At 59.6% G+C, this 22,529-nt stretch carries 15 protein-coding genes; 9 read left to right on the forward strand and 6 right to left on the reverse strand.

Annotation, left to right across the window (positions count from 1 at the left end; genetic code table 11):
* Nucleotides 1–51: 51 nt before the first annotated feature.
* Nucleotides 52–1,776: a sensor histidine kinase gene (locus F3H58_RS23325; RefSeq protein ID WP_188129043.1), complete on the reverse strand. Its 1,725-nt coding sequence runs from the start codon at nucleotides 1,774–1,776 to the stop codon at nucleotides 52–54.
* Nucleotides 1,777–2,012: 236 nt separating this feature from the next.
* On the opposite strand from F3H58_RS23325, the gene F3H58_RS23330 reads away from it, so the two are divergent.
* Nucleotides 2,013–2,588, forward strand: coding sequence for a PRC-barrel domain-containing protein (locus F3H58_RS23330; protein WP_149743940.1), 576 nt, complete (start codon nucleotides 2,013–2,015; stop codon nucleotides 2,586–2,588).
* 104 nt (nucleotides 2,589–2,692) lie between these two features.
* Here F3H58_RS23330 and galE read toward each other — a convergent pair whose 3' ends face one another.
* The 3 genes from galE to F3H58_RS23345 form a co-directional block, all read right to left on the reverse strand.
* Nucleotides 2,693–3,676 carry a UDP-glucose 4-epimerase GalE gene (gene galE, locus F3H58_RS23335; RefSeq protein WP_149743941.1) on the reverse strand — a complete coding sequence of 328 codons (984 nt, stop codon included), beginning with the start codon at nucleotides 3,674–3,676 and terminating at the stop codon, nucleotides 2,693–2,695.
* A gap of 181 nt (nucleotides 3,677–3,857) precedes the next feature.
* Nucleotides 3,858–4,295, reverse strand: a complete 438-nt coding sequence (locus F3H58_RS23340; protein ID WP_149743942.1) for a hypothetical protein — start codon at nucleotides 4,293–4,295, stop codon at nucleotides 3,858–3,860.
* A 10-nt stretch (nucleotides 4,296–4,305) separates the two neighbouring features.
* Nucleotides 4,306–4,650 carry an ElaB/YgaM/YqjD family protein gene (locus tag F3H58_RS23345; protein ID WP_003522534.1) on the reverse strand — a complete coding sequence of 115 codons (345 nt, stop codon included), beginning with the start codon at nucleotides 4,648–4,650 and terminating at the stop codon, nucleotides 4,306–4,308.
* A gap of 273 nt (nucleotides 4,651–4,923) precedes the next feature.
* Here F3H58_RS23345 and nspC point away from each other — a divergent pair, with 273 nt between their 5' ends.
* A complete protein-coding gene (gene nspC, locus F3H58_RS23350) occupies nucleotides 4,924–6,021 on the forward strand; it encodes a carboxynorspermidine decarboxylase (RefSeq protein ID WP_149743943.1) in 1,098 nt (365 codons plus the stop codon).
* 60 nt (nucleotides 6,022–6,081) lie between these two features.
* A complete protein-coding gene (locus F3H58_RS23355) occupies nucleotides 6,082–7,320 on the forward strand; it encodes a saccharopine dehydrogenase family protein (RefSeq protein ID WP_149743944.1) in 1,239 nt (412 codons plus the stop codon).
* A gap of 296 nt (nucleotides 7,321–7,616) precedes the next feature.
* Here F3H58_RS23355 and F3H58_RS23360 read toward each other — a convergent pair whose 3' ends face one another.
* Nucleotides 7,617–9,464: a DEAD/DEAH box helicase gene (locus F3H58_RS23360; RefSeq protein WP_149743945.1), complete on the reverse strand. Its 1,848-nt coding sequence runs from the start codon at nucleotides 9,462–9,464 to the stop codon at nucleotides 7,617–7,619.
* Between the two features lie 390 nt (nucleotides 9,465–9,854).
* On the opposite strand from F3H58_RS23360, the gene F3H58_RS23370 reads away from it, so the two are divergent.
* The 6 genes from F3H58_RS23370 (at nucleotide 9,855) to clpB (ending at nucleotide 19,829) form a co-directional block, all read left to right on the forward strand.
* The gene (locus F3H58_RS23370) at nucleotides 9,855–11,132 is read left to right on the forward strand and encodes an aspartate kinase (protein WP_149743952.1); all 1,278 of its coding nucleotides are present in this window, start codon (nucleotides 9,855–9,857) and stop codon (nucleotides 11,130–11,132) included.
* A gap of 174 nt (nucleotides 11,133–11,306) precedes the next feature.
* On the forward strand, nucleotides 11,307–13,574 hold the full coding sequence (ptsP, locus tag F3H58_RS23375) for a phosphoenolpyruvate--protein phosphotransferase (RefSeq protein ID WP_149743946.1): 2,268 nt from the start codon (nucleotides 11,307–11,309) through the stop codon (nucleotides 13,572–13,574).
* A gap of 130 nt (nucleotides 13,575–13,704) precedes the next feature.
* Nucleotides 13,705–14,784 carry a peptide chain release factor 1 gene (prfA, locus tag F3H58_RS23380; protein WP_065657303.1) on the forward strand — a complete coding sequence of 360 codons (1,080 nt, stop codon included), beginning with the start codon at nucleotides 13,705–13,707 and terminating at the stop codon, nucleotides 14,782–14,784.
* Nucleotides 14,781–15,650, forward strand: a complete 870-nt coding sequence (gene prmC / locus F3H58_RS23385; RefSeq protein WP_149743947.1) for a peptide chain release factor N(5)-glutamine methyltransferase — start codon at nucleotides 14,781–14,783, stop codon at nucleotides 15,648–15,650. Before prfA ends, prmC begins: the two co-directional genes overlap by 4 nt.
* 396 nt (nucleotides 15,651–16,046) lie before the next feature.
* Nucleotides 16,047–16,838 carry a DUF4167 domain-containing protein gene (locus F3H58_RS23390; RefSeq protein ID WP_149743948.1) on the forward strand — a complete coding sequence of 264 codons (792 nt, stop codon included), beginning with the start codon at nucleotides 16,047–16,049 and terminating at the stop codon, nucleotides 16,836–16,838.
* Nucleotides 16,839–17,204: 366 nt separating this feature from the next.
* Entirely contained in the window at nucleotides 17,205–19,829 is a 2,625-nt protein-coding gene (gene clpB / locus F3H58_RS23400; protein WP_003522543.1) for an ATP-dependent chaperone ClpB, read from the forward strand.
* A gap of 68 nt (nucleotides 19,830–19,897) precedes the next feature.
* Here clpB and F3H58_RS23405 read toward each other — a convergent pair whose 3' ends face one another.
* Complete coding sequence (locus tag F3H58_RS23405) at nucleotides 19,898–21,844, reverse strand: M23 family metallopeptidase (RefSeq protein WP_020811299.1); 1,947 nt, start codon at nucleotides 21,842–21,844, stop codon at nucleotides 19,898–19,900.
* Between the last annotated feature and the right edge of the window lie 685 nt (nucleotides 21,845–22,529).

Here is a 22,529-nt window from a genome sequence, read left to right on the forward strand (position 1 = left end):
TTGCCTCGGCTTTTGCGGTCTGCGCGGCGGATAGGTCCGCAAGTCTCGGCCTCAATGCGTGCCTGTCTGTTCCGACCGTTTGGGCGTGAAATAACGCATCGGCGCTTCCAGCGACCACTCGAAGCCGGATTCACGATATTCCGTCAGCACCTGCCCGCCGAAGGCGCCTTCCGCATGTCTTTTGATGACCGTGGTGCCGAAGCCTTTGCGGCTCGGTTCTCTGGCCGGCGGTCCGCCGGTTTCGGTCCAGACGAGATGGATCATCTGCCGCCCGTCTTTTTCACGCGACTGCCAGCGCAGGGTAATTTTTCCCGCTGGAGCCGACAATGAGCCGTATTTGATGGAATTCGTCGTCAGCTCATGGACCACCAGACCGAAATTCTGTGCCGCTTCCGGGGAAAGCATGAAATCGTCTCCCACCAGCACGATGCGCTGTGCCACGGTTCCGAAAACATCGAGGTGGGTTTCAATCAGCTTGCGGATCGGCAGACCCTGCCATTGTACCTCCGCCAGCGCCCGGATCGACATTCCAAGGCCGCGCAGGCGGTGATCGACCTCCTTCTGGAATTCCGGAATGCTTTTATTTTCGCGTCCCAATTGCCGTATCATCGCCTGAACAAGCGTCAGAATGTTCTTGGAACGGTGAACCAGCTCGTGCAGCAGCAATTGCAGGCGCTCTTCCGACTGGCTTCTGTCGAAGGATGCGTTGGAGAGCGCGATGGCGACCTGATTGGCCTCCTTTATCTTGGTATCGACGGGCGCGACGATCTCGCCTTCGCCGATGCGCTCGGCCATCAGGGTCAGGTCACGAATGGAGCTGCGCAATTGCCGGCCGACCAGATAGGCGCCGCCAATGGCAATCAGCACCAGCATCAGGCTGCCGATCATCATCTGCCGCCAGGTGTCTATCAGCGCCGCCTGACTTGCGGCGAGCGGACCCCACATCACCGTCTTCCATTGCCAGCCCGGCAATTGAGCATAGGCATAGAGGTTACCCTTGCCGTCGAAAAAATTGCCGCTGAAGGCCTGCATTTCCGAAAGGACATCGGGGGTGACAAACGGCTTGCCCACTTCCGCCTCTTCGGGCGCGCTTGAGACGACAACGCGGTTGTTGCCGTCAATGATGGCGACCGCCCAGTTGCGCGGCAGGTTTTCCGTGGGGATGAGCCGGCTCAGGTCGCTGGTATTCTGCGTCAGGATCAGGGCGTCTCCGGCGGGATCCAGGTCCGGGCCGAGCGGCATGGTGACGTTGAACACCCATTCCTTGCTGGTCGAGCCGAAAAACATGTCCGAGACGGTGATGCGGCGGGAGTCGATCGCTTTGGCCAGATTGGCTTCCGCCGGCACCTTGCCGAGCGGCTGGCCATAGGGCACGCGCGTATTGAGACGTTGCTGACCATCCTTGGTGGCGAGAATGGCGTAAAGGCCCTCCCGTTTCAAACTATCGGCGACGCGCCCCTGAAACGCGGCGAGGTTGCCGCTCTCAAGTTCCGGGAATTGCGACAGGAGATTGAGCGAGGTGGCGATTTCCTGCAGGCGGCGGTCGATGTTGCGGGAGACCACCCGTACATCTTCGATGGTTTCCCGTTGCAGGTCGTCGCGTTTTTCCGCCTCTAGGCGCAGCATCAGATAGCCGCCGAAAAGAATGAGCGGCAGGGTAATGACGGTAGCCATCACCACCAGATAGGTGCCGATGGAGGCGGTCGGGAAAAAATTCGCACTGCGCCGACGCAAAGCCGAGATCATGTCTTTCAGTCTGTCGCCGGGTCGAGGCATACAAAAAACTCCGGCAGTCATGGCATTGTTACGACACGGATAATACCGTGCCGTCCCCCTTTAGCAATGCCTGATTTTTACCTTCGGTTGTTGCGGCCGGTCACAATCGCACAGACTCGGTTGAAAAAATCGGAACTATTTCAACGACCAACCCGTTTGCCAGACGAACCGGCCGAGGAGCGGACATGAAATTCATCACCGCCGGCCAGTTGAGAACGATGAAAGGAAGGTACGAAATGGCAAAGAAACTTACAATCCTCGTCACTGCCGCTCTGATGGGCACGACGGCTTTCGCGCCGCTGGCCATCGCTCAGGGCACGACCCAGCCTGCGCCGGCAAACCCGAGTGTACAGACGGAGCCGGCAACCCCGCCTGCCACACCGATGACGCCTGCTGCTCCTTCGACCAATGACAGCGCGGCTACAACGACAGGCGGCGCTTATCTCACCGAACAGGGCGAAACGCAGGTCAGCGCCAATGATTATATCGGCAAGGCGGTCTATACCGCTGCCGATGAAAGCATCGGTAACGTCACCAACCTGATCATGGAAGAAGACGGTGGTCTGGTTGCGGCCGTGATTGGCGTCGGCGGCTTCCTGGGTATCGGCGCAAAGGACGTTGCCGTTCCGATGGACAAGGTAACGATGACGCGCAACGCGCAGGACGGCACCATCCGCCTGACCACGACCGAAACGGCGGAAACGCTGAAGGCCGCTCCCGAATTCAAGACGCTGGAACAGAAGGCCAGCGAAAAGAATGCGGCAACGCCGGCGGCTCCTGACAGCACGACGACATCCGCCACCAAGCCCTAATTCCCGTCCCTGGGAGGCAGGAGCGGGACCGGCTTCAATCAGCTGTCCCGCAGGAGGCACCGGCCAACAGGCCGGTGTCTTTTTTATGTTTGGCCGCCGGCTGTTCAATCCCCGGCATTGCGGGAGGAATGCCACGCCCAGGCGGATTTGATGATGTCCGACAGGGAATAACGCGGTTCCCAGCCGAGAACCTCCTTCGCCTTGTCGTTATTGGCAACGAGTGTCGTGGAATCGCCGTCGCGCCGCCCGGTATATTCGACGGGGAAGGGGCGGCCGGAAACGTCCGAAATCGCCGCCAGCAGTTCCTTCACCGTGGTGCCGGTGCCGGTGCCGAGGTTGAGTTCGACGGTCTCCCCGCCGGCAAGCAGATAATCCACAGCCCGCACATGCGCATCGGCGAGATCGAGAATGTGGATATAGTCGCGCACGCAGGTGCCGTCGCGCGTGTCGTAATCCGTGCCGAACACCTTGAAGCCCTGACGCCGGCCGAGTGCGGCCTCGATGGCCAGCGGGATCGCGTGGGTTTCCGGCTTGTGCCATTCGCCGATGCGGCCTTCGAAATCCGCGCCGGCGGCATTGAAGTAGCGCAGCATCACGGAGCGCAGCCCCTTATAGGTGCTGTAGTCCTTCAGCGCCTGCTCCACCACCCATTTGGTGCGGCCATAGGGGTTGATCGGCGCCTGCCGGTGCGTCTCGTCGATCGGCACCTGTTCCGGCAATCCGTAAGTTGCGCAGGTGGAGGAGAAGACGAATGCCGTGACGCCGGCATCGATGGCGGCGGAGAGGAGGTTGAGCGAGCCGATGACGTTGTTGTCGTAGAAAGCCACGGGCTGCTTGACCGATTCGCCGACTTCGATCAGCGCGGCGAAATGCAGAACGGCTTCCGGCCGGTGTTTGGTGAAGACCTCATCCAGCCGCGCCCGGTCGCGAATATCGCCCTGTTCGAAGGGCCCCCAGCGGACGAATTCCTCGTGCCCGTTGGACAGATTGTCGAAAACGACCGGTTCATATCCTCGCTCAGACAGGAGAAGGCAGGTGTGCGAACCGATATAGCCGGCACCGCCGACGACAAGGACTTTCTTCTTCATCAATTGCCTTTCAGAAAATTACGGACGCGCCGAGACCGCCCGAGACTGTATGTCACTTTGTTCAAATAAGGGCGGCGTGGCGGGTAACGCCATCAACCATTCTATCCTTCGCGGGTAACATAAAAAAAACCGCGCATCCATCGTCTGGACGCGCGGTTTGCCTTGTCGTGCCGCCAAGAAATTACTTGGACTTTTTCGTATTGACCCTTGTGGCCAGGAAACCGGCCGCGACAGCCACGGCGAGCGTCGCATAGGGACGTGCCTGGATCGCCAGCGTCAGCAGCGATTGCAGGGCGAGCGGCGCTGCGGCAAGCGGCGCCGCCGTCAAAGGCGCGACAGCGGGCCGTGCGGCGTAGACCCTCGGACGTTTGACGATCGCCAGCGCCACCAGCATGATGACGCCGAGCAGGAACGCTGTCCCTGCGACGACGAGCGCCGCAGGGCCTGCACCCACATGCCGGGCAAGATAGATTGACCCCGCCACCACGGCGGCGATGAAGGCGATCAGAAAAAATATCCCGGTCATCACCGACAGGATTATGGTCGCGCGCAATCGCCGTGTAACGACACGCCCCTCGCGCTGGGTCTCCCCCAGATAGACCAGCAATGCCTCAAGCATGAGCGCGGCCTTATCGACGCGTCAGAAGGGCGAGCACGAAACCGACGCCGACGGCGATGCCGAGCGACTGAAGCGGGTTCTTCTGGACGTGGTCGGTGAGGTTGTCGTTGAGCGTGGAGATTTCATTGCGGACGCTGTCGGCCATTTCTCCGGATGCGGTGAGGGCGTCATCGGCCACACGGGCGGCCTGCGCCTTCAGCTCATGCGAAGCGCCGACGCCGAGCGCCTTCACGCTTTTGGCAAGACTAGCCAGATCTTCGCGAAGCTGGGCGAGCTGCGCTGCCACATCGGCCGCATCGCCGTTTTCGAGGGATTGCTGGATCTTGTCGCTGACGCTGCTACGCACGCTTGCCATAGGTGAGGTCCTTCCTGAACATCATTGATGGGACGACGGCACGTCACCGTCGTCCGTGAAGCTTCGTTTCGGCGGCCGAAACACCCGCCTGTCCGTCAGTCAAACGCGCCGATGCCGGCTTGGTTCCGCAACGGGACGGGTTTTCTTGTTGGCACTTCGGCTCGGGGGCGATTTTCGAGGAATTCGGTGCCTGACATTTGTTTTCCTGTCACAAGCATCCTATAAGGCCCATCATCGAGACGTACCTTGACTTCAATCAATATGTGAAACGACATGCTCCAGACGCCCTATTACCTCATCGACAAGACAAAACTTCTTCGCAACATGGAGAAGATTGCCTATGTGCGGGAAAAATCCGGCGCCAAGGCGCTCTTGGCGCTGAAGTGCTTCGCCACATGGTCGGTGTTCGATTTCATGTCGCAATATATGGACGGCACCACCTCGTCCTCGCTCTACGAGGTCCGTCTCGGCCGCGAGAAATTCGGCGGCGAGACCCATGCTTATTCCGTCGCCTATGCCGATTATGAAATCGACGAGGTGATTGCGAATGCGGACAAGATCATCTTCAATTCGATCGGTCAGCTGGAGCGTTTTGCCGACAAGGCATCTGGCATCACGCGCGGTCTGCGCCTCAACCCGCAGGTCAGCTCCTCGAGCTTCGACCTCGCCGATCCCGCACGTCCCTTCAGCCGTCTCGGCGAATGGGATGTCGCCAAGGTCGACAAGGTGATGGACCGGATTTCCGGCTTCATGATTCACAACAATTGCGAAAACAGCGATTTTTCCCTGTTCGACCGCATGTTGACGCAGATCGAGGAGAAATTCGGATCGCTGCTATCGCGCGCCGAATGGGTAAGCCTCGGTGGCGGCATCCACTTTACCGGAGACGATTACCCGCTCGACCAGTTCTGCGACCGTCTGCGCGCCTTCTCGGAAAAATACGGCGTTCAGGTGTATCTCGAGCCGGGCGAAGCGTCGATCACGAAGAGCACGACGCTCGAAGTGACCGTTCTCGACACGCTGTTCAACGGCAAGAACCTCGCCATCGTCGACAGTTCGATCGAGGCGCACATGCTTGATCTCTTGATCTATCGCGAGAGCGCCAAGGTTTCGCCGAACGAGGGCGAACATCCCTACATGGTCTGCGGCAAGTCCTGCCTCGCCGGTGATATTTTCGGCGATTTCCGTTTCGACAAGGAGCTGAAGGTCGGTGACCGCATCTCCTTCCAGGATGCTGCCGGCTATACCATGGTCAAGAAGAACTGGTTCAACGGTGTCAAGATGCCGACGATCGCCATCAAGGAACTGGACGGCAGCGTGCGCGCCGTTCGTGAATTCGACTTTGCCGATTTCGAGCAAAGCCTGTCTTAAACCCTGTTTTTAACATGAAACGAAGCTCATCCCTGCGGGGAAAAGGAGGCATCACCTGAAATGAAGAAGAACGTTCTGATCATCGGCGCCGGTGGCGTAGCACAGGTCGTGGCGCATAAATGCGCCCAGAACAGCGATGTATTGGGAGACATTCATATTGCGTCACGGACCTTGGGAAAGTGCCGCAAGATTGTCGAGTCCGTACGCGAAAAGAAGAGCCTCAAGACAGATGTGAAACTTGAGGCCCATGCGCTTGACGCGATGGATATCGAGGCGACGAAAGCCTTGATTAAACAGACCGGTGTTGAAATCGTCATCAACGTCGGTTCGGCTTTCGTCAACATGTCCGTTCTTCGTGCCTGCATGGACACGGGTGTTGCCTATATGGATACGGCGATCCATGAGGATCCCACCAAGATTTGCGAGACGCCGCCGTGGTACGGAAACTACGAATGGAAGCGCGCTGAAGAGTGCAAGGAAAAGGGCATTACCGCCATTCTCGGCGTCGGTTTCGACCCGGGCGTGGTCAACGCCTATGCGCGTCTTGCCAAGGATGAGTATTTCGACAAGGTCACTTCGGTCGATATCGTCGATATCAATGCCGGCAGCCACGGTCGCTGGTTCTCAACCAACTTCGATCCGGAGATCAACTTCCGCGAATTCACCGGTGTTGTTTACTCCTGGCAGAATGGCCAGTGGCAGACGAACCAGATGTTCGAAGTCGGCCAGGAATTCGACCTGCCTGTCGTCGGCAAGCAGAAGGCCTATATGACCGGCCATGACGAAGTGCATTCGCTGTCCAAGAACATGGACGGCGCCGATGTGCGCTTCTGGATGGGCTTTGGCGATCACTATATCAACGTCTTCACGGTGCTGAAGAACCTCGGCCTCCTGTCCGAAAAGCCGGTCAAGACCGCCGAAGGCCTGGAAGTCGTGCCGCTCAAGGTGGTCAAGGCCGTGCTGCCCGATCCGTCTTCGCTGGCGCCCGATTATGTTGGCAAGACCTGCATCGGCGATATCGTCAAGGGCATCAAGGACGGCAAGGAGCGCGAAGTCTTCATCTACAACGTGGCCGACCACAAGGAAGCCTATGAAGAAGTCGGCTCGCAGGGCATTTCTTACACCGCCGGCGTTCCGCCGGTCGCCGCCGCCATGCTCATCGCCACTGGCGAATGGGATGTGAAGCAGATGGCAAACGTCGAAGAACTGCCGCCGAAGCCGTTCCTGAACCTTCTGAACAAGATCGGTCTTCCGAACCGCATCAAGGACGAAAGCGGCGATCGCGCGCTGGAGTTCTGATTGCCGGTGCTCTGAGAAGTTGAGACAAAATAAAAGCCCCGCGAAAGCGGGGCTTTTTGCTGAATCTGTCGACCTGAATCGATTGCAAAGTTTTCGCATCCCCACTCCGTCACCCCGGACTTGATCCGGGGTCTAGCGCGATCAAGTCTTTGATCGCAAAAGGGTCTTCTCACGACGCAGACGCGTCGTGGCTGGATGCCGGATCAGGTCCGGCATGACGGAGGAGGTCGTCGACCGCCTTGAGTCCCACAAAAAGGGACCCATTTTCCTGCAAGAGCTAAAAACGAAGGGCGTCCTCAGCCCTTCGTCGGCTTCGGCCCACGCTTTTCGAAAGGCTTGTCCTTCTTGCCCTCGTATTTCGGCTTGTCGCCGAAGGGCTTTTTCTTTTTCCAGGACTTATCGTCGCCCTTGCGGTCATCGCGGGGGCCGCTTGCATTGTCCGATTTGCTGAATTTCCGCTGCGCCTTGGCCGGGCGCGTGTCTTCGCGGAAACCGCCGGTCATTTCCGGCTTGCCTTCCAGCGCCTTCAGACGGATGCCCTTTTCGAGCGTCATGTCCTTGCCGATGGCAGAGGTGAAACGGTCGACGGCGTCGGCCGCCAGTTCCACGAAGGTCTCCGTCTGCTGCATGCGGATCGCGCCGATATCCTGGCGGGTGATCTTGCCGAAACGGCAGAGCATGGGGATCAGCCAGCGCGGTTCGGCGCTCTGCTTGCGGCCGACGGACAGCGAAAACCAGGCGCTGTCGGCGAAATCGGAGCGTTCGCGGCGCGGCGCATTGTTCTCGACCGTCTCGAAGCTGTCGCGGCGCGGCTTGCGATTGTTGTCCAGCGAGACTTCCGCGATGTCTTCGGGCGCGGAACGTCCGGCGTGGTACAGGCGCACGAAAGCGGCGGCGACCTTTTCAGCGCCGTGCTGTTCGAGCAGCCTCGTGACGAAATCGCGCTCGTCCTCGGCCACGTCCTCGGTGAGCGATGGATCGGCCAGAAGCCGGGCGCCATCGCGCTCGACGATCTCTTCGGCCGAAGGCGGGCGAACCCATGCCGGGCTGACCTTGGCGCCTTCCAGCAGGCGCTCTGCCTTGCGGCGCTGGTTGATAGGCACGACGATGGCGCTAACACCCTTCTGACCGGCGCGGCCGGTGCGGCCGGAGCGATGCAGAAGCGTTTCGGAATTGGTCGGCAGGTCGGCGTGGATGACGAGTTCGAGACCCGGCAGGTCGATACCGCGGGCGGCAACGTCGGTCGCCACGCAGACGCGGGCGCGACCGTCGCGCATGGCTTGCAGCGCATGGGTGCGTTCGTTCTGGGTCAGTTCGCCGGAAAGGGCCACCACGGCAAAGCCGCGATTGTTCAGGCGCGCCGTCAGATGGTTCACGGCTGCTCGGGTGGAGCAGAAGACGATGGCGTTGCGGGCTTCATAAAAGCGCAGCGCATTGATGATGGCGTTCTCGCGGTCGGCCGGCGTCACCTGCATGGCGCGGTATTCGATATCCACATGCTGCTTCTGTTCGGAAGCGGTGGCGATGCGAACGGCGTTCTTCTGGTAGCTTTCCGCAAGCTTGGCGATGCTGCGCGGAACGGTGGCCGAGAACATCAGCGTGCGGCGGGTTTCCGGCGATTCTTCCAGAATGAATTCCAGATCTTCACGGAAGCCGAGATCGAGCATCTCGTCGGCCTCGTCAAGCACCACGGCGCGGATGGACGACAGATCGAGTGCATTGCGCTTGATGTGGTCGCACAGGCGACCAGGCGTGCCAACGACGATATGGGCCCCGCGCTCCAGCGCCCGGCGCTCATTGCGGATATCCATGCCGCCGACGCAGGAGGCAATGGATACACCGGCAAACTCATAAAGCCATTCCAGTTCGCGCTTGACCTGCATGGCCAGTTCGCGCGTGGGGGCGATGGCAAGCGCCAGAGGAGCAGCGGCCTGGCCGAAACGGGTATTGTCACGCAGCAGCGTGGTCGCGAGCGCGATGCCGAAGGCAACGGTCTTGCCGGAACCGGTCTGCGCGGAAACCAGCGCGTCCTTGTCGGCGAGTTCGGGCGCAAGCATGGCCTGCTGCACGGGGGTCAAGTCTTTGTAGCCGCGTTTTTCCAACGCCTGCGCGATCGCCGGGGCGATACCCTGGGTGTCTGTCATCTACCGTCTTTCGGATATGAAGCTGCCCGCATCCGCCCGAAACCAATAGATCCTAAAGTCTCCGGGGCAGCCGATACGGGCCATTTCGGCCATCTGGCCGGTTGCATTGCCGCGCTCATACTGCGAATGGGCCGGTTTGTACAGTGCACTGCGGTACGCTCTTTTGCCGGTGCTTTAACCCGCCGACGTTTTCGTCCCGCCATAGTTCCGGAGCGATGCTGCGAAAAAGGCGTACCGCATGGTTCATAAACGGCATTGCGTGCCCCCCGCCTTTTCGCTAAGAGACCCGCAACTTGAGGCTCTTTGTCAGGAAGAGCCGACTGGGTTTGTTCTTGTCCGTCCGCTCTTCGAAGGAGCCGGCGGGAAAATGGGATGGTACTGGTCAAGGCTATGGCTCGCATTGTCATGAAATTCGGCGGCACGTCCGTCGCGAACCTCGAACGCATTCACAATGTCGCACGGCATGTGAAACGCGAAGTGGATGCCGGCCATGAAGTGGCCGTGGTCGTTTCCGCCATGTCCGGCAAAACCAATGAGCTGGTGGACTGGGTGCAGAACGCCGCGAAGGTGGCCGGCGCCAACGCCGCCTCCTTTTTCGATGCGCGCGAATATGACGCGGTCGTCGCATCCGGCGAACAGGTGACATCCGGTCTTCTGGCGATCACGCTGCAATCCATGGGCATCAATGCACGCTCCTGGCAGGGCTGGCAGATCCCGATCCGCACCGACAATGCGCATGGCGCCGCCCGCATTCTTGAAATCGACGGCTCGGATATCGTGAAACGCATGGGTGAAGGTCAGGTTGCCGTTGTCGCCGGTTTCCAGGGCATCGGCCCGGACAACCGCATCGCGACGCTCGGACGCGGCGGTTCGGATACGTCCGCCGTTGCGATTGCCGCGGCCGTCAAGGCGGATCGTTGCGACATTTATACCGATGTCGACGGCGTTTATACGACCGATCCGCGCATCGAGCCCAAGGCTCGCCGCATGAAGAAGATCGCCTTCGAGGAAATGCTCGAAATGGCGTCTCTTGGCGCGAAGGTTCTGCAGGTGCGCTCGGTCGAGCTTGCCATGGTACACAAGGTGCGCACCTTCGTTCGCTCCAGTTTCGAGGATCCCGATGCGCCGGGCATGGGCGACCTCATCAACCCGCCCGGTACTTTGATTTGTGACGAGGATGAAATCGTGGAACAGGAAGTCGTAACCGGCATCGCCTATGCCAAGGATGAAGCACAGATCTCGCTGCGCCGCGTGGCCGACCGTCCGGGCGTTTCCGCCGCGATCTTCGGGCCGCTCGCCGAAGCGCATATCAACGTCGACATGATCGTGCAGAACATCTCCGAAGACGGTTCGCGCACCGACATGACCTTCACCGTTCCTTCGGGCGACGTTGCCAAGGCGATCAAGCTTCTGGAAGACAACAAGGCCCAGATCGGCTTCGATGTTGCGCAGAACGAGACCGGTCTCGCAAAGGTTTCAGTCATCGGTATCGGCATGCGCAGCCACGCCGGCGTTGCCGCCAGCGCCTTCAAGGCGCTTGCCGAGAAGAACATCAACATCAAGGCGATCACCACCTCCGAGATCAAGATTTCGATCCTGATCGACGGCGCCTATGCCGAACTTGCGGTTCGCACTTTGCATTCCGCCTACGGTCTCGATAAGAGCTAAGCCGAGACATCGGTTCCCGATGCTCCGATTCTTCGGAGTTGCGTTCTTCCGATGTGGCGTTTCATGAAAGCGTGTCCCTTGCGGGACGCGCTTCTCGCGCTATAAATTTTTAAATGACCTTTTGATTCCCGAATATTATGACATTCGGATTGGAAGTGTCGGGGAGCAAACGCGATGAGAGACCTTTCCGCAGGTCCGCGCGTCCTGCTCAAGCGGCTGCGCGAAATGATGGCGGAGCACCTTGAACCGCAGGAGCGTCTGGACCAGATCGTCCGTCAGATTGCCAGCAACATGGTGGCGGAGGTTTGCTCGGTCTATGTGCTGCGTTCCGACAGCGTGCTGGAACTTTATGCGACCGAAGGTCTCAATAAGGATGCCGTGCATCTTGCCCAGCTGAAAATGGGGCAGGGTCTTGTCGGCACCATCGCCGCTTCCGCCCAACCTCTCAATCTTTCCGATGCGCAGGCGCATCCCGCTTTCCGCTATCTTCCTGAAACCGGTGAGGAAATTTATCATTCCTTCCTCGGCGTGCCGATTTTGCGTTCCGGTCGCACTCTTGGCGTTCTTGTGGTCCAGAACAAGGCCAGCCGAACATACCGGGAGGATGAAGTGGAAGCGCTTGAGACAACCGCGATGCTCATTGCCGAAATAGTGGCGAGCGGCGAGTTGAAGAAGATCACCCGCCCCGGGGTGGAGCTGGATCTGACGCGCGCCGTCTCCATCGATGGCGACGGCTATGGCGAAGGCATCGGTCTTGGCCATGTCGTGCTGCATGATCCGCGCATCGTCGTCACCAATCTCTTGAACGAAGATGCCGATACGGAAATCCGGCGTCTTGCCGATGCCATCGGTTCGCTGCGTCTGTCCATCGACGACATGTTGCAGCGTCGCGATGTGCCGACCGAGGGTGAGCACCGCGAGGTTCTGGAAACCTACCGCATGTTCGCCCACGACCAGGGCTGGGTGCGGCGCATGGAAGAGGCGATCCGCAACGGCCTGACGGCGGAAGCGGCGGTCGAGAAAGTGCAGAGCGACACCAAGGCGCGCATGATGCGCCTGACCGATCCCTATCTGCGCGAGCGCATGCATGATTTCGACGATCTCGCCAACCGGCTGCTGCGGCAGTTGATCGGTTTCGGCGGTCGTGGGCCGGAGCAGGATTTCCCGCTCGATGCCATCGTTCTGGCGCGCGCCATGGGTGCTGCCGAACTGCTGGATTACCCGCGTGAAAAACTGCGTGGTCTGGTGCTGGAAGATGGCGCGGTGACGAGCCATGTCGTCATCGTCGCGCGTGCCATGGGCATTCCGATCATCGGGCAGGCGACCGGTATCGTCGCTCTGGCGGAAAACAACGATCCCATCATTATCGATGGCGATGACGGCCAGGTGCATCTGCGCCCGATGTCGGATTTGCAGCGTGCTTATGAAGAAAAGGTGCGCCTGCGCGCCAAGCGGCAGGAGCAGTTCCGCGCGCTGCGCAATGTAGAGCCGGTCACCAAGGATGGCCAGAAGGTCAATCTGAAGATGAATGCGGGCCTTCTGGTGGACCTGCCGCAGCTCGACGAATCCGGCGCCGACGGCATTGGCCTGTTCCGCACCGAGCTGCAATTCATGATCGCCTCCAACATGCCGAAGGGCGAGGAGCAGGAGGCGTTCTACCGCTCCGTTCTGCGGCAGGCGAAGGGCAAGAGCGTCACCTTCCGCACGCTCGATATCGGCGGCGACAAGGTCGTTTCTTATATGCGCGGCCAGGAAGAGGAAAATCCGGCGCTGGGCTGGCGGGCGATCCGCCTGTCGCTCGACCGGCCGGGCCTGATGCGAACGCAGATGCGCGCGCTGCTGCGCGCCGCCTCGGGCGCCGAGCTGCGCATGATGCTGCCGATGGTGACGGAAGTGTCGGAAATCCGCGCCGCTCGCGACCTTTTGCAGAAGGAAGTGCAGCATCTTTCGAAATTCAGCCATGCGCTGCCGAAAAAGCTGCAATTCGGTGCCATGCTGGAAGTGCCCTCCCTGATGTGGCAGCTCGACGAGCTGATGCAGGAGGTGGATTTCGTGTCCGTCGGTTCGAACGACCTGTTCCAGTTCTCGATGGCGGTGGATCGCGGTAATGCGCGTGTTTCGGATCGTTTCGACAATCTGGGCAAGCCGTTCCTGCGCATTCTGCGCGATATCGTCCGCGCCGGCGAAAGGCACCACACATCGGTCACACTGTGCGGCGAAATGGCGGGCAAGCCGCTTTCGGCCATGGCTCTGATCGGCCTCGGCTTCCGTTCTGTTTCCATGTCGCCGACGGCTATCGGTCCGGTAAAGGCCATGCTGCTTGGGCTCGATGCCGCGCGCCTGGCCGAAGAGCTGAACGCGGCGCTGGACGACCATAATTCGCTGGAAAGCGCGCGCGAGGTGTTGTTACGCTTTGCCGCGACGCATTCCATTCCCATTTAAAGAATTTCCAGGAAAAGTGGATCCCGGTTTTCCGTCCGGAAATGCGTTAAGGCAAAAGGTTACAGCGTTTTCGCGTTTCGAAGAAAAGCGAAAACGCTCTAAAAGACCTGTTTCATTATTGGAGTGACTGGTGGCGAAGCTTCCCGTCGAAAAAATGCGCGAGTTGGAAAGGCGTTTCGGTGAGATCGAAGCGCGTATGTCGGCTGGGCCTGCTGCGGATGTCTATGTGAAACTGGCTTCGGAATATTCCGAACTCGAGCCGGTGGTGAAGAAAATCCGCGACTACGAGAAGGCGGTTTCCGAAGCCGCCGATCTCGAGGCGCTGCTGGCCGACAAGTCGACCGACAAGGATATGCGCGACCTGGCGGAAATGGAGCTGCCGGATGTCGAGGTCCGCATCGGCGAGCTTGAAAAGGACATGCAGGTTCTGCTGCTGCCGAAGGATGCGGCGGACGAAAAAAGCGCGATTCTCGAAATTCGCGCAGGAACTGGTGGCTCCGAGGCAGCCCTTTTCGCCGGCGATCTGTTCCGCATGTATGAGCGCTTCGCCTCGACCAAGGGCTGGAAGGTGGAAGTGCTTTCCGCAAGCGAGGGCGAAGCGGGCGGTTACAAGGAAATCATCGCGACGATCAGCGGGCGAGGGGTGTTCTCCAAGCTGAAATTCGAATCCGGCGTGCACCGGGTGCAGCGCGTGCCGGAAACGGAAGCGAGCGGCCGCATCCACACGTCTGCTGCCACCGTTGCGGTGCTGCCGGAAGCGGAAGATATCGATATCGAAATCCGCCCGGAAGACATTCGCATCGACACGATGCGGGCTTCGGGTGCGGGCGGCCAGCACGTCAACACCACCGACTCCGCCGTTCGCATCACCCATCTGCCGACGGGCCTGATCGTTACCAGCTCGGAGAAATCGCAGCATCAGAACCGCGCCAAGGCCATGCAGGTCCTGCGCTCGCGGCTTTACGACATCGAGCGTCAGAAGGTGGAGAGCGAACGTTCAGCCGACCGTAAGAGCCAAGTAGGTTCCGGCGACCGTTCCGAGCGCATCCGCACCTATAACTTCCCGCAGGGCCGCGTTACCGATCACCGTATCAACCTCACGCTCTACAAGCTGGACCGGATGATCGAAGGCGAGATCGATGAGCTTGTGGATGCGCTGATCGCCGACTATCAGGCGGGGCAGCTTGCACAGCTCGGCGAACAGCTTTGAGCACGGCCGCTGAAGCGAATGTTGCGAGTGCGCTTGCCGCAGCCCGCAAAAGCCTGCAGGCGGCGGGGATCGCCGATCCGCTTCTCGATGCGCGGCTTTTGATTGCGGAGGTCGTCGGTTTTTCATTGACCGATTTCGTGATGAAGCCTGATCGTGCCGTTACGCCGGAAGAAAGCGCCCGTATCGCGGCCATGATCGAAAGGCGGGCGAATGGCGAGCCCGTGCACCGCATTCTCGGCCACCGGGAATTTCATGGCCTCGACCTTCTTTTGTCTAAGGAGACGCTCGAGCCCCGGCCGGACACGGAAGTTCTTGTCGATACCCTGTTGCCGGCGCTGAAAAAAGCCGTTTCCGCCAAGGGCAGCGCCCGCATTCTGGATATGGGCACGGGCACGGGGGCGATCGTTCTCGCGCTTCTGAAGGAGTGCCCCGAAGCAACCGGTATCGGCAGCGATATTTCCGCCGATGCGCTGGAAACGGCGGTCCGGAATGCGGCCCGAAACGATCTCGGTGGGCGCTTCGAGGCCATACGCAGCGACTGGTTTGAAAAAATCTTTGGCCGCTTTGACATAATTGTGTCGAATCCGCCTTATATAAGGACTGATATCGTCGCAACGCTTGACCAGGAGGTTCGTAACCACGACCCCATGGCGGCGCTGGATGGAGGTCAGGACGGCCTTGCACCGTACCGCCTCATCGCTGCCGATGCAGGCCGCTTTCTTGTGGAAAACGGGATTGTCGGTGTGGAGATCGGTTTCGATCAAAGGCTTGATGTTTCCGCTATATTTGCTTCCCACGGCTTCTCTCTTCTGGACGCCGTGAAGGATTATGGCGGTAAAGACAGAGTTTTGACCTTCCGGAGATAGTTGTTCGCGATATGTCTGCGGATTTTTTGCAAGGATATTTTGCACAGCAAAAGAAAAGGCTTGGATTTCCGCAGGAAGCGGGATAGTTTGCGGCCACATGCCGGGTGGCTGAGGACGAACACAGATTCGTCAGGGTATGGGTCAGTCCCGAAGCGGGTTCTTTAAAGAGCCCTGAAAGGCTGGGCGTTTCCGGCATGTGAATCAGTAAACTTTGTTCGCAGGCGGCTCGGTGCAGCATTTGCGCAGCCGGTCGTCATACGCGAGGTCTTGCCCTGGGGTTATCTTCGGCAAGGCGCGTGATGGAGCAATTTCAGGAAAAATTTCCAGCGGTTTTCCGCCCGGAATTGCATGAAAACAACCAGATTGTCAGCAAAACAGAATTCAGGTGAGCAATTGATGAGGCCAGGACAGCAAAACAAGCGCGGCCGGGGGCGTGGAAACAACAACAATAACAATGGTGGCGGTAACAATAACAACTTCAACCGCAAGGGCGGCAACCCGCTCACCAGGACTTATGACAGTTCCGGCCCCGATGTTAAAATCCGTGGCACAGCCCAGCACATAGCGGAAAAATACGCCGCTCTGGCGCGCGACGCGCAGAGTTCCGGCGACCGCGTGATCGCTGAGAACTATCTGCAGCACGCTGAACACTATAACCGCATCATCGCTTCGGCTCAGGCCCAGATGCAGGAACGCTTCCAGCGCGACGACCGCGGCGAGTACAATGCTGCCGATGGCGACGATATGGATGTGAACGACGGCGATGAAGGCGTCATTGCACCGCAGCAGCAGACCGAACAGGCCGAGCGCGCGCAGCAGCCGGAACGTCAGGAGCGTACTGAGCGGAACGAACAGCGCCAGGAGCGTCGTGAGCGTCCGGACCGCCGCGAGCGGCAGGAGCGTCAGCCGCGCCAGCCGCAGGTAGCCGCCGAACAGCAGCCGCCTGTATACGACGCCAGCCAGGCGCCGCAGCCCGTCATCGAAGGCACGCCCATGGAAGTGGCCGTCGAAGAAGAGCAGCAGCAGGCGGAAGCTCCGGCGGGCGAACGCGCACCGAAGGCACGCCGTGCAACCGGACCGCGCCAGCGCCGCCCGCGCCGCACTGCCGCTGCGGAAGGCGCCGAAGGCGAAGATGCGCCGGCCGGTGAAGAGGCGGCACCCGCCACGCTTGAGAACGCTGCCGAATAAGCAGCTTCTGCAAATTACTCTGCAATCGAAAAACTCCGGCTTGCCGGAGTTTTTTGTTTTTGGCGGTTGGTGATGAACATTCCGCCAGCAATCGGCGTGCTTTCATATGGCGAATTGATACCTGTCAAATCATGTGAAAATTTCCCGGACGGTAGATTTTCTCCCCTTTAAACCGATGAAAATGCCTCCCATATTCGTGCAGGAAGGACGGAAGCCGCATTCGCTGGCAACCGACCATCAAGAGGCGGCGATCGTGAAATCCTATAAACACGGCTGTCGTAGCGGGGCTTGCCTTTTGAGGGAGCCTCAACCCTAACACCCGGAGCCGTGCCGAAAGCGGGCGGGCCGGTCAATGGAGGTTCGACTATGAATATTGAAAAATACTCCGAGCGCGTTCGCGGTTTTCTGCAATCGGCGCAGACCTTTGCGCTGGCCGAAAACCATCAGCAGTTTTCGCCCGAACACGTTCTGAAAGTTCTGCTCGATGACGAGCAGGGCATGGCGGCATCGCTGATCGAGCGCGCCGGCGGCAACGCCAAGGAAGCGCGTCTTGCCAATGATGCGGCTCTGGCGAAATTGCCCAAGGTTTCCGGCGGCAATGGCGGCCTTTCGCTCACCGCGCCGCTCGCCAAAGTGTTCTCGACCGCGGAAGATCTCGCCAAGAAAGCCGGCGACAGTTTCGTCACTGTGGAGCGTTTGCTGCAGGCACTTGCGATTGAAAGCTCCGCCACCACTTCGGCTTCTCTGAAGAAGGCCGGCGCAACGGCGCAGGCGCTCAATCAGGTCATCAACGATATCCGCAAGGGCCGCACCGCCGATAGCGCCAATGCCGAACAGGGCTTCGATGCGCTGAAGAAGTTCGCGCGCGACCTGACGGAAGAGGCCCGCGAAGGTAAGCTCGATCCGGTGATCGGTCGCGACGACGAAATCCGCCGCACCATCCAGGTGCTCTCGCGCCGCACCAAGAACAATCCCGTGCTGATCGGTGAACCCGGCGTCGGTAAAACGGCGATTGCCGAAGGCCTTGCGTTGCGCATCGTCAATGGCGACGTGCCGGAAAGCCTGAAGGACAAGAAGCTGATGGCGCTCGATATGGGCGCGCTGATCGCCGGTGCGAAATATCGCGGTGAGTTCGAAGAGCGGCTGAAGGCTGTGCTCAATGAAGTGCAGGCCGAAAACGGCGGCATCATCCTGTTCATCGATGAGATGCACACGCTGGTCGGCGCCGGCAAGGCCGATGGTGCGATGGATGCATCCAACCTCCTGAAGCCCGCGCTTGCCCGTGGAGAGTTGCACTGCGTCGGCGCCACCACGCTCGATGAGTACCGCAAGCATGTGGAAAAGGACCCGGCCCTTGCCCGCCGTTTCCAGCCCGTGCTGGTGGACGAGCCGACCGTGGAAGACACGATCTCGATCCTGCGCGGCCTGAAGGAAAAATACGAGCAGCATCACAAGGTCCGTATCTCGGATTCGGCCCTGGTTGCGGCTGCGACGCTTTCCAACCGCTATATCACCGACCGCTTCCTGCCCGACAAGGCAATCGACCTGATGGATGAAGCCGCTTCGCGTCTTCGCATGCAGGTGGATTCCAAACCGGAGGAACTGGACGAACTGGATCGCCGCATCATTCAGCTCAAGATCGAGCGCGAAGCCCTGAAGCAGGAAACGGACCAGTCGTCCGCCGACCGGCTGAAGAAGCTCGAGGACGAGTTGGCCGATACGGAAGAAAAGGCGGATGCGCTGACGGCCCGCTGGCAGGCGGAAAAGCAGAAGCTCGGCCATGCCGCCGACCTCAAGAAGCGGCTGGACGAAGCCCGCAACGAACTGGCAATTGCCCAGCGCAATGGCCAGTTCCAGCGCGCCGGTGAGTTGACCTATGGCATCATTCCTGGTCTCGAAAAGGAACTGGCTGCGGCGGAAGCCCGCGATAGCAGCGGTGCCGGATCGATGGTTCAGGAAGTGGTGACGGCGGACAATATCGCCCATGTCGTTTCCCGCTGGACCGGTATTCCTGTCGACAAGATGCTGGAAGGCCAGCGCGAAAAGCTACTGCGCATGGAAGACGAGCTTGCCAAGTCCGTTGTCGGGCAGGGCGAGGCCGTTCAGGCGGTTTCCAAGGCGGTTCGCCGCTCGCGCGCCGGCCTTCAGGATCCCAACCGGCCGATCGGCTCGTTCATCTTCCTTGGCCCGACGGGCGTGGGCAAGACCGAGCTGACCAAGTCGCTCGCTCGCTTCCTGTTCGACGACGAAACCGCGATGGTTCGCCTCGACATGTCGGAATATATGGAGAAACACTCCGTTGCCCGGCTGATCGGTGCGCCTCCCGGCTATGTCGGTTACGAAGAGGGCGGGGCGCTCACGGAAGCGGTTCGCCGCCGGCCCTATCAGGTCGTGCTGTTCGACGAGATCGAGAAAGCGCATCCGGACGTGTTCAACGTCCTCTTGCAGGTGCTGGATGATGGCCGCCTCACGGATGGCCAGGGCCGCACCGTCGATTTCAAGAACACCATCATCATCATGACCTCGAACCTCGGTTCGGAATTCATGACGCAGATGGGCGACAATGACGATGTAGATTCGGTTCGCGACCTGGTTATGGAGCGGGTCCGGTCGCATTTCCGGCCGGAATTCCTCAACCGTATCGACGATATCATCCTCTTCCACCGCCTGCGGCGCGACGAAATGGGTGCAATTGTCGAAATCCAGCTGAAGCGCCTCATCTCGCTGCTCGGCGATCGCAAGATTTCGCTCGAACTGGATGAGGATGCCCGCAACTGGCTTGCCAATAAGGGTTACGATCCGGCTTACGGTGCGCGTCCGCTGAAGCGGGTGATCCAGAAGGCAGTTCAGGACAGGCTTGCCGAAATGATCCTCGGCGGCGAAGTCCCGGATGGATCGCGGGTCAAGGTGACCTCGGGCACGGACCGGCTGCTGTTCAAGGTCAAGCCCGCCAAGGGTGAGGCCGAAGCTGAAACGGCCGATGCGGCATAAAATGAAAGGGCTCCGGAAACGGAGCCTTTTTCATATGACCGGGATTGTCGTTCGGGTCTCCCCGCAGATCAGCGGCTCGCCACCTGATTGGGTTTTTCGTCAATATTCAGCAGATTGTCGATGCGCTTTCTCTCATCGGAGAAACGCGCCAGCGCCTCGCCGGAAAGCGACTTGCCGCCCGGCAGTCGCACTTTCATTGCGTCCACCTTGGTGCCGTTGACGATCAGCTCGTAATGCAGATGCGCGCCGGTCGAAAGGCCGGTCGATCCCACATAACCGATGACCTGACCCTGCCGGACCTTTGCACCTTCGGTGACACCCTTGGCGATGGCGCTCTGGTGGTTATAGGAAGAGACATAGCCATTGGCATGGCGGATCAGCGTCTGGTTGCCGTAACCGGAGGCCCATCCGGCCTTTTCGACAGTGCCGTTGCCCGTCGCGATGATCGGCGTGCCGCGGGCGGCGGCCCAGTCGGTGCCGGTATGCATGCGGCTGAATTTCAAAACCGGGTGGCGGCGCATGCCGAAACCGGATGTCATGCGGCCGTTCGGAACCGGGTTGCGCAACAGGAATTGCCGGATGCTTTTGCCGTTTTCATCGAAATAATCGATGCTGTTGTCGTCCGGGTTCTGGAAACGGTAAAAACGTGTCTCGTTGTCGCCGAATTTGGCGTTGACGTAGAGCAGTTCCGACTTGTCCGTCGCCTTGCCATCCGCGTCTTCCACGGAGAAGAAGGCTTCCAGCGTATCCGCCGGCTTGAGCTGCGCCTGGAAATCGACGCTGCTGGCGAGAAGCTTGATGAGCTGCGAAACCATGCCCTGGTTCATGCCGTAGGCCAGGGCCGCACGGTAGACCCCGTCATAAACGCTCGGCAGATCGCGTCCGGCGGCAGGCGCCGGGGTGCTGTCGAAGGCGGTCGCCACGGCATCGAGCTTCGGCGGCTCGCTGGCCTTGATGAAACGCTTGCTGTCATCGATGGCCATGGTGACCATGTGGCGGCCCTTGCGGTAAAGGCTCACGCGCACGATGTCGCTTTTCTCGTCTTCCTGAATGATGCCGACGCGCAGCACATCGCCGCTTTCGACATTGTTCGACTGGATCTGCGGCGATAGCAGCCCGGCGATTTCCGAGGACTGCGCCTTGGAATAACCGGCGCCGAAAAGGGCGGCCTCGATGGTTTCGGTCTGGCGGGCAGGGATCACGTCGTCGGCATATTCCTTCACGGGCACCGAGGCGGACTGCGGGGTCGAGACCGACATGTTCTGTTCGACGACACGGGCGGCAAGGCCCGCTGTAATGTCGACATCGCCGTCGTCATTATCGAAACGGCGTGGGTCGATGTAATAGAGCGCGGCCAGCTGCTCGTTGCCGTCCGTCAGGATCGAACCGTTCGAGCGCACCGCCTCTTCGACCTCGTCGAAGCTCAATGAGCCGGCGAAGGCATATTTGGAGTGCTGGACGGGAAAGGCGACAGTCTTCAGGCTGACTTCGGATTCAACCTCGGAGCCATAGATCGTTCCCGTCCGGCTTGGCGCGGGTGCCGATGCGTCCTTGTCCTCGTTGCTGGCAAAAATATTCAGGGGATCAAAGGCGGGATAGTCATCCTGCTTGGCGTAATTTGACGCCAGCGGAATCTTGACGTGGGAGAAGGGGACCTTGCGGACCACTTCCTTGTCGCCTTCATTGATAACCGTGGAAACTTCCATGATCGACCGGTCGGACGGCCGGGCCGCGATATTTGGTGCGACGAGGCGCGTTCCGCGACGGGCGGCTTCCGTGGCATTGTTACCCATATCCGCCTTGGCGAAGGCCTCGGCGGGAATGGCAAGCTGCTGGCGACCGTCAAGAGCGGCAAACAGCGCCACGCCCATCAATATGGAAGAGGTAATGCCGGTGAGGAACGTGCCGGAAAGCCATCGAAGCGAAATTTCGCGACGATCGGGTGCACGGCGCCCTTCCGCCAGAATTGGCGGTTCCGTGCCTAGCGACCGGATCACATTGCGATCCGCAGTCATACCAGCTGTGCCCCGTCGGTCATGCGCTCTCCAGAAACTTCAGGCGAAGGTGTGCAACTTTCAAAGCTGGGAGTCAAATCGGTCGACGCACCAGCGGGACATGTCGCAGCAGCCCATATAAGGACACGCGCAGGCATGTCTCGTATTAACGCTTCGTTGACGAAGCAATTAGCGAGGAACGGGGCTAAAAGAAGGCGCGAGCCCTGCCTTGGTGCCCGGCGAGCTGTTCTCCTGTGCAAAACCAGGAGTGTGGTTGCGTCTTTTTATGCCAATAAGCTCATGAAAACGAAATTCCCTTTTACAATCAGGTACATATCACATTTCTTGTTTTTTTTGATATTGCTGTGTTGACTTGTTTGGCTGGGTAGATTTATAAGTCCGCTCACTGAACGAGGGCGGCGGCGCTGCTGGCGACGGCGACTTTCGTTCTGAAGAAATCAAGTTGATGAGCGGATTGCTTGTTGGGTTTCGGGGCTTATGGCTTTGGGGCGATTGATTTTGTGACTGCTTTGGGCGGTCTGTTATTTGACAATTGAATATGAGAAGAAAGAGAAACGTGGGCGGCGAAGCTTGCGGGGTCTGAAGGTAATTTGGATCTCAGGAATAGACTTTGACGGTCACGTTTGGATAAGAGAATACACCTCATTATGAGCGCAGTGATGCGCGGAATGATGGGTGTGAGTTC

Source organism: Rhizobium sp. NFACC06-2 (assembly GCF_900101425.1).
In the GTDB taxonomy this organism is placed as follows: Bacteria; Pseudomonadota; Alphaproteobacteria; order Rhizobiales; family Rhizobiaceae; genus Agrobacterium; species Agrobacterium leguminum.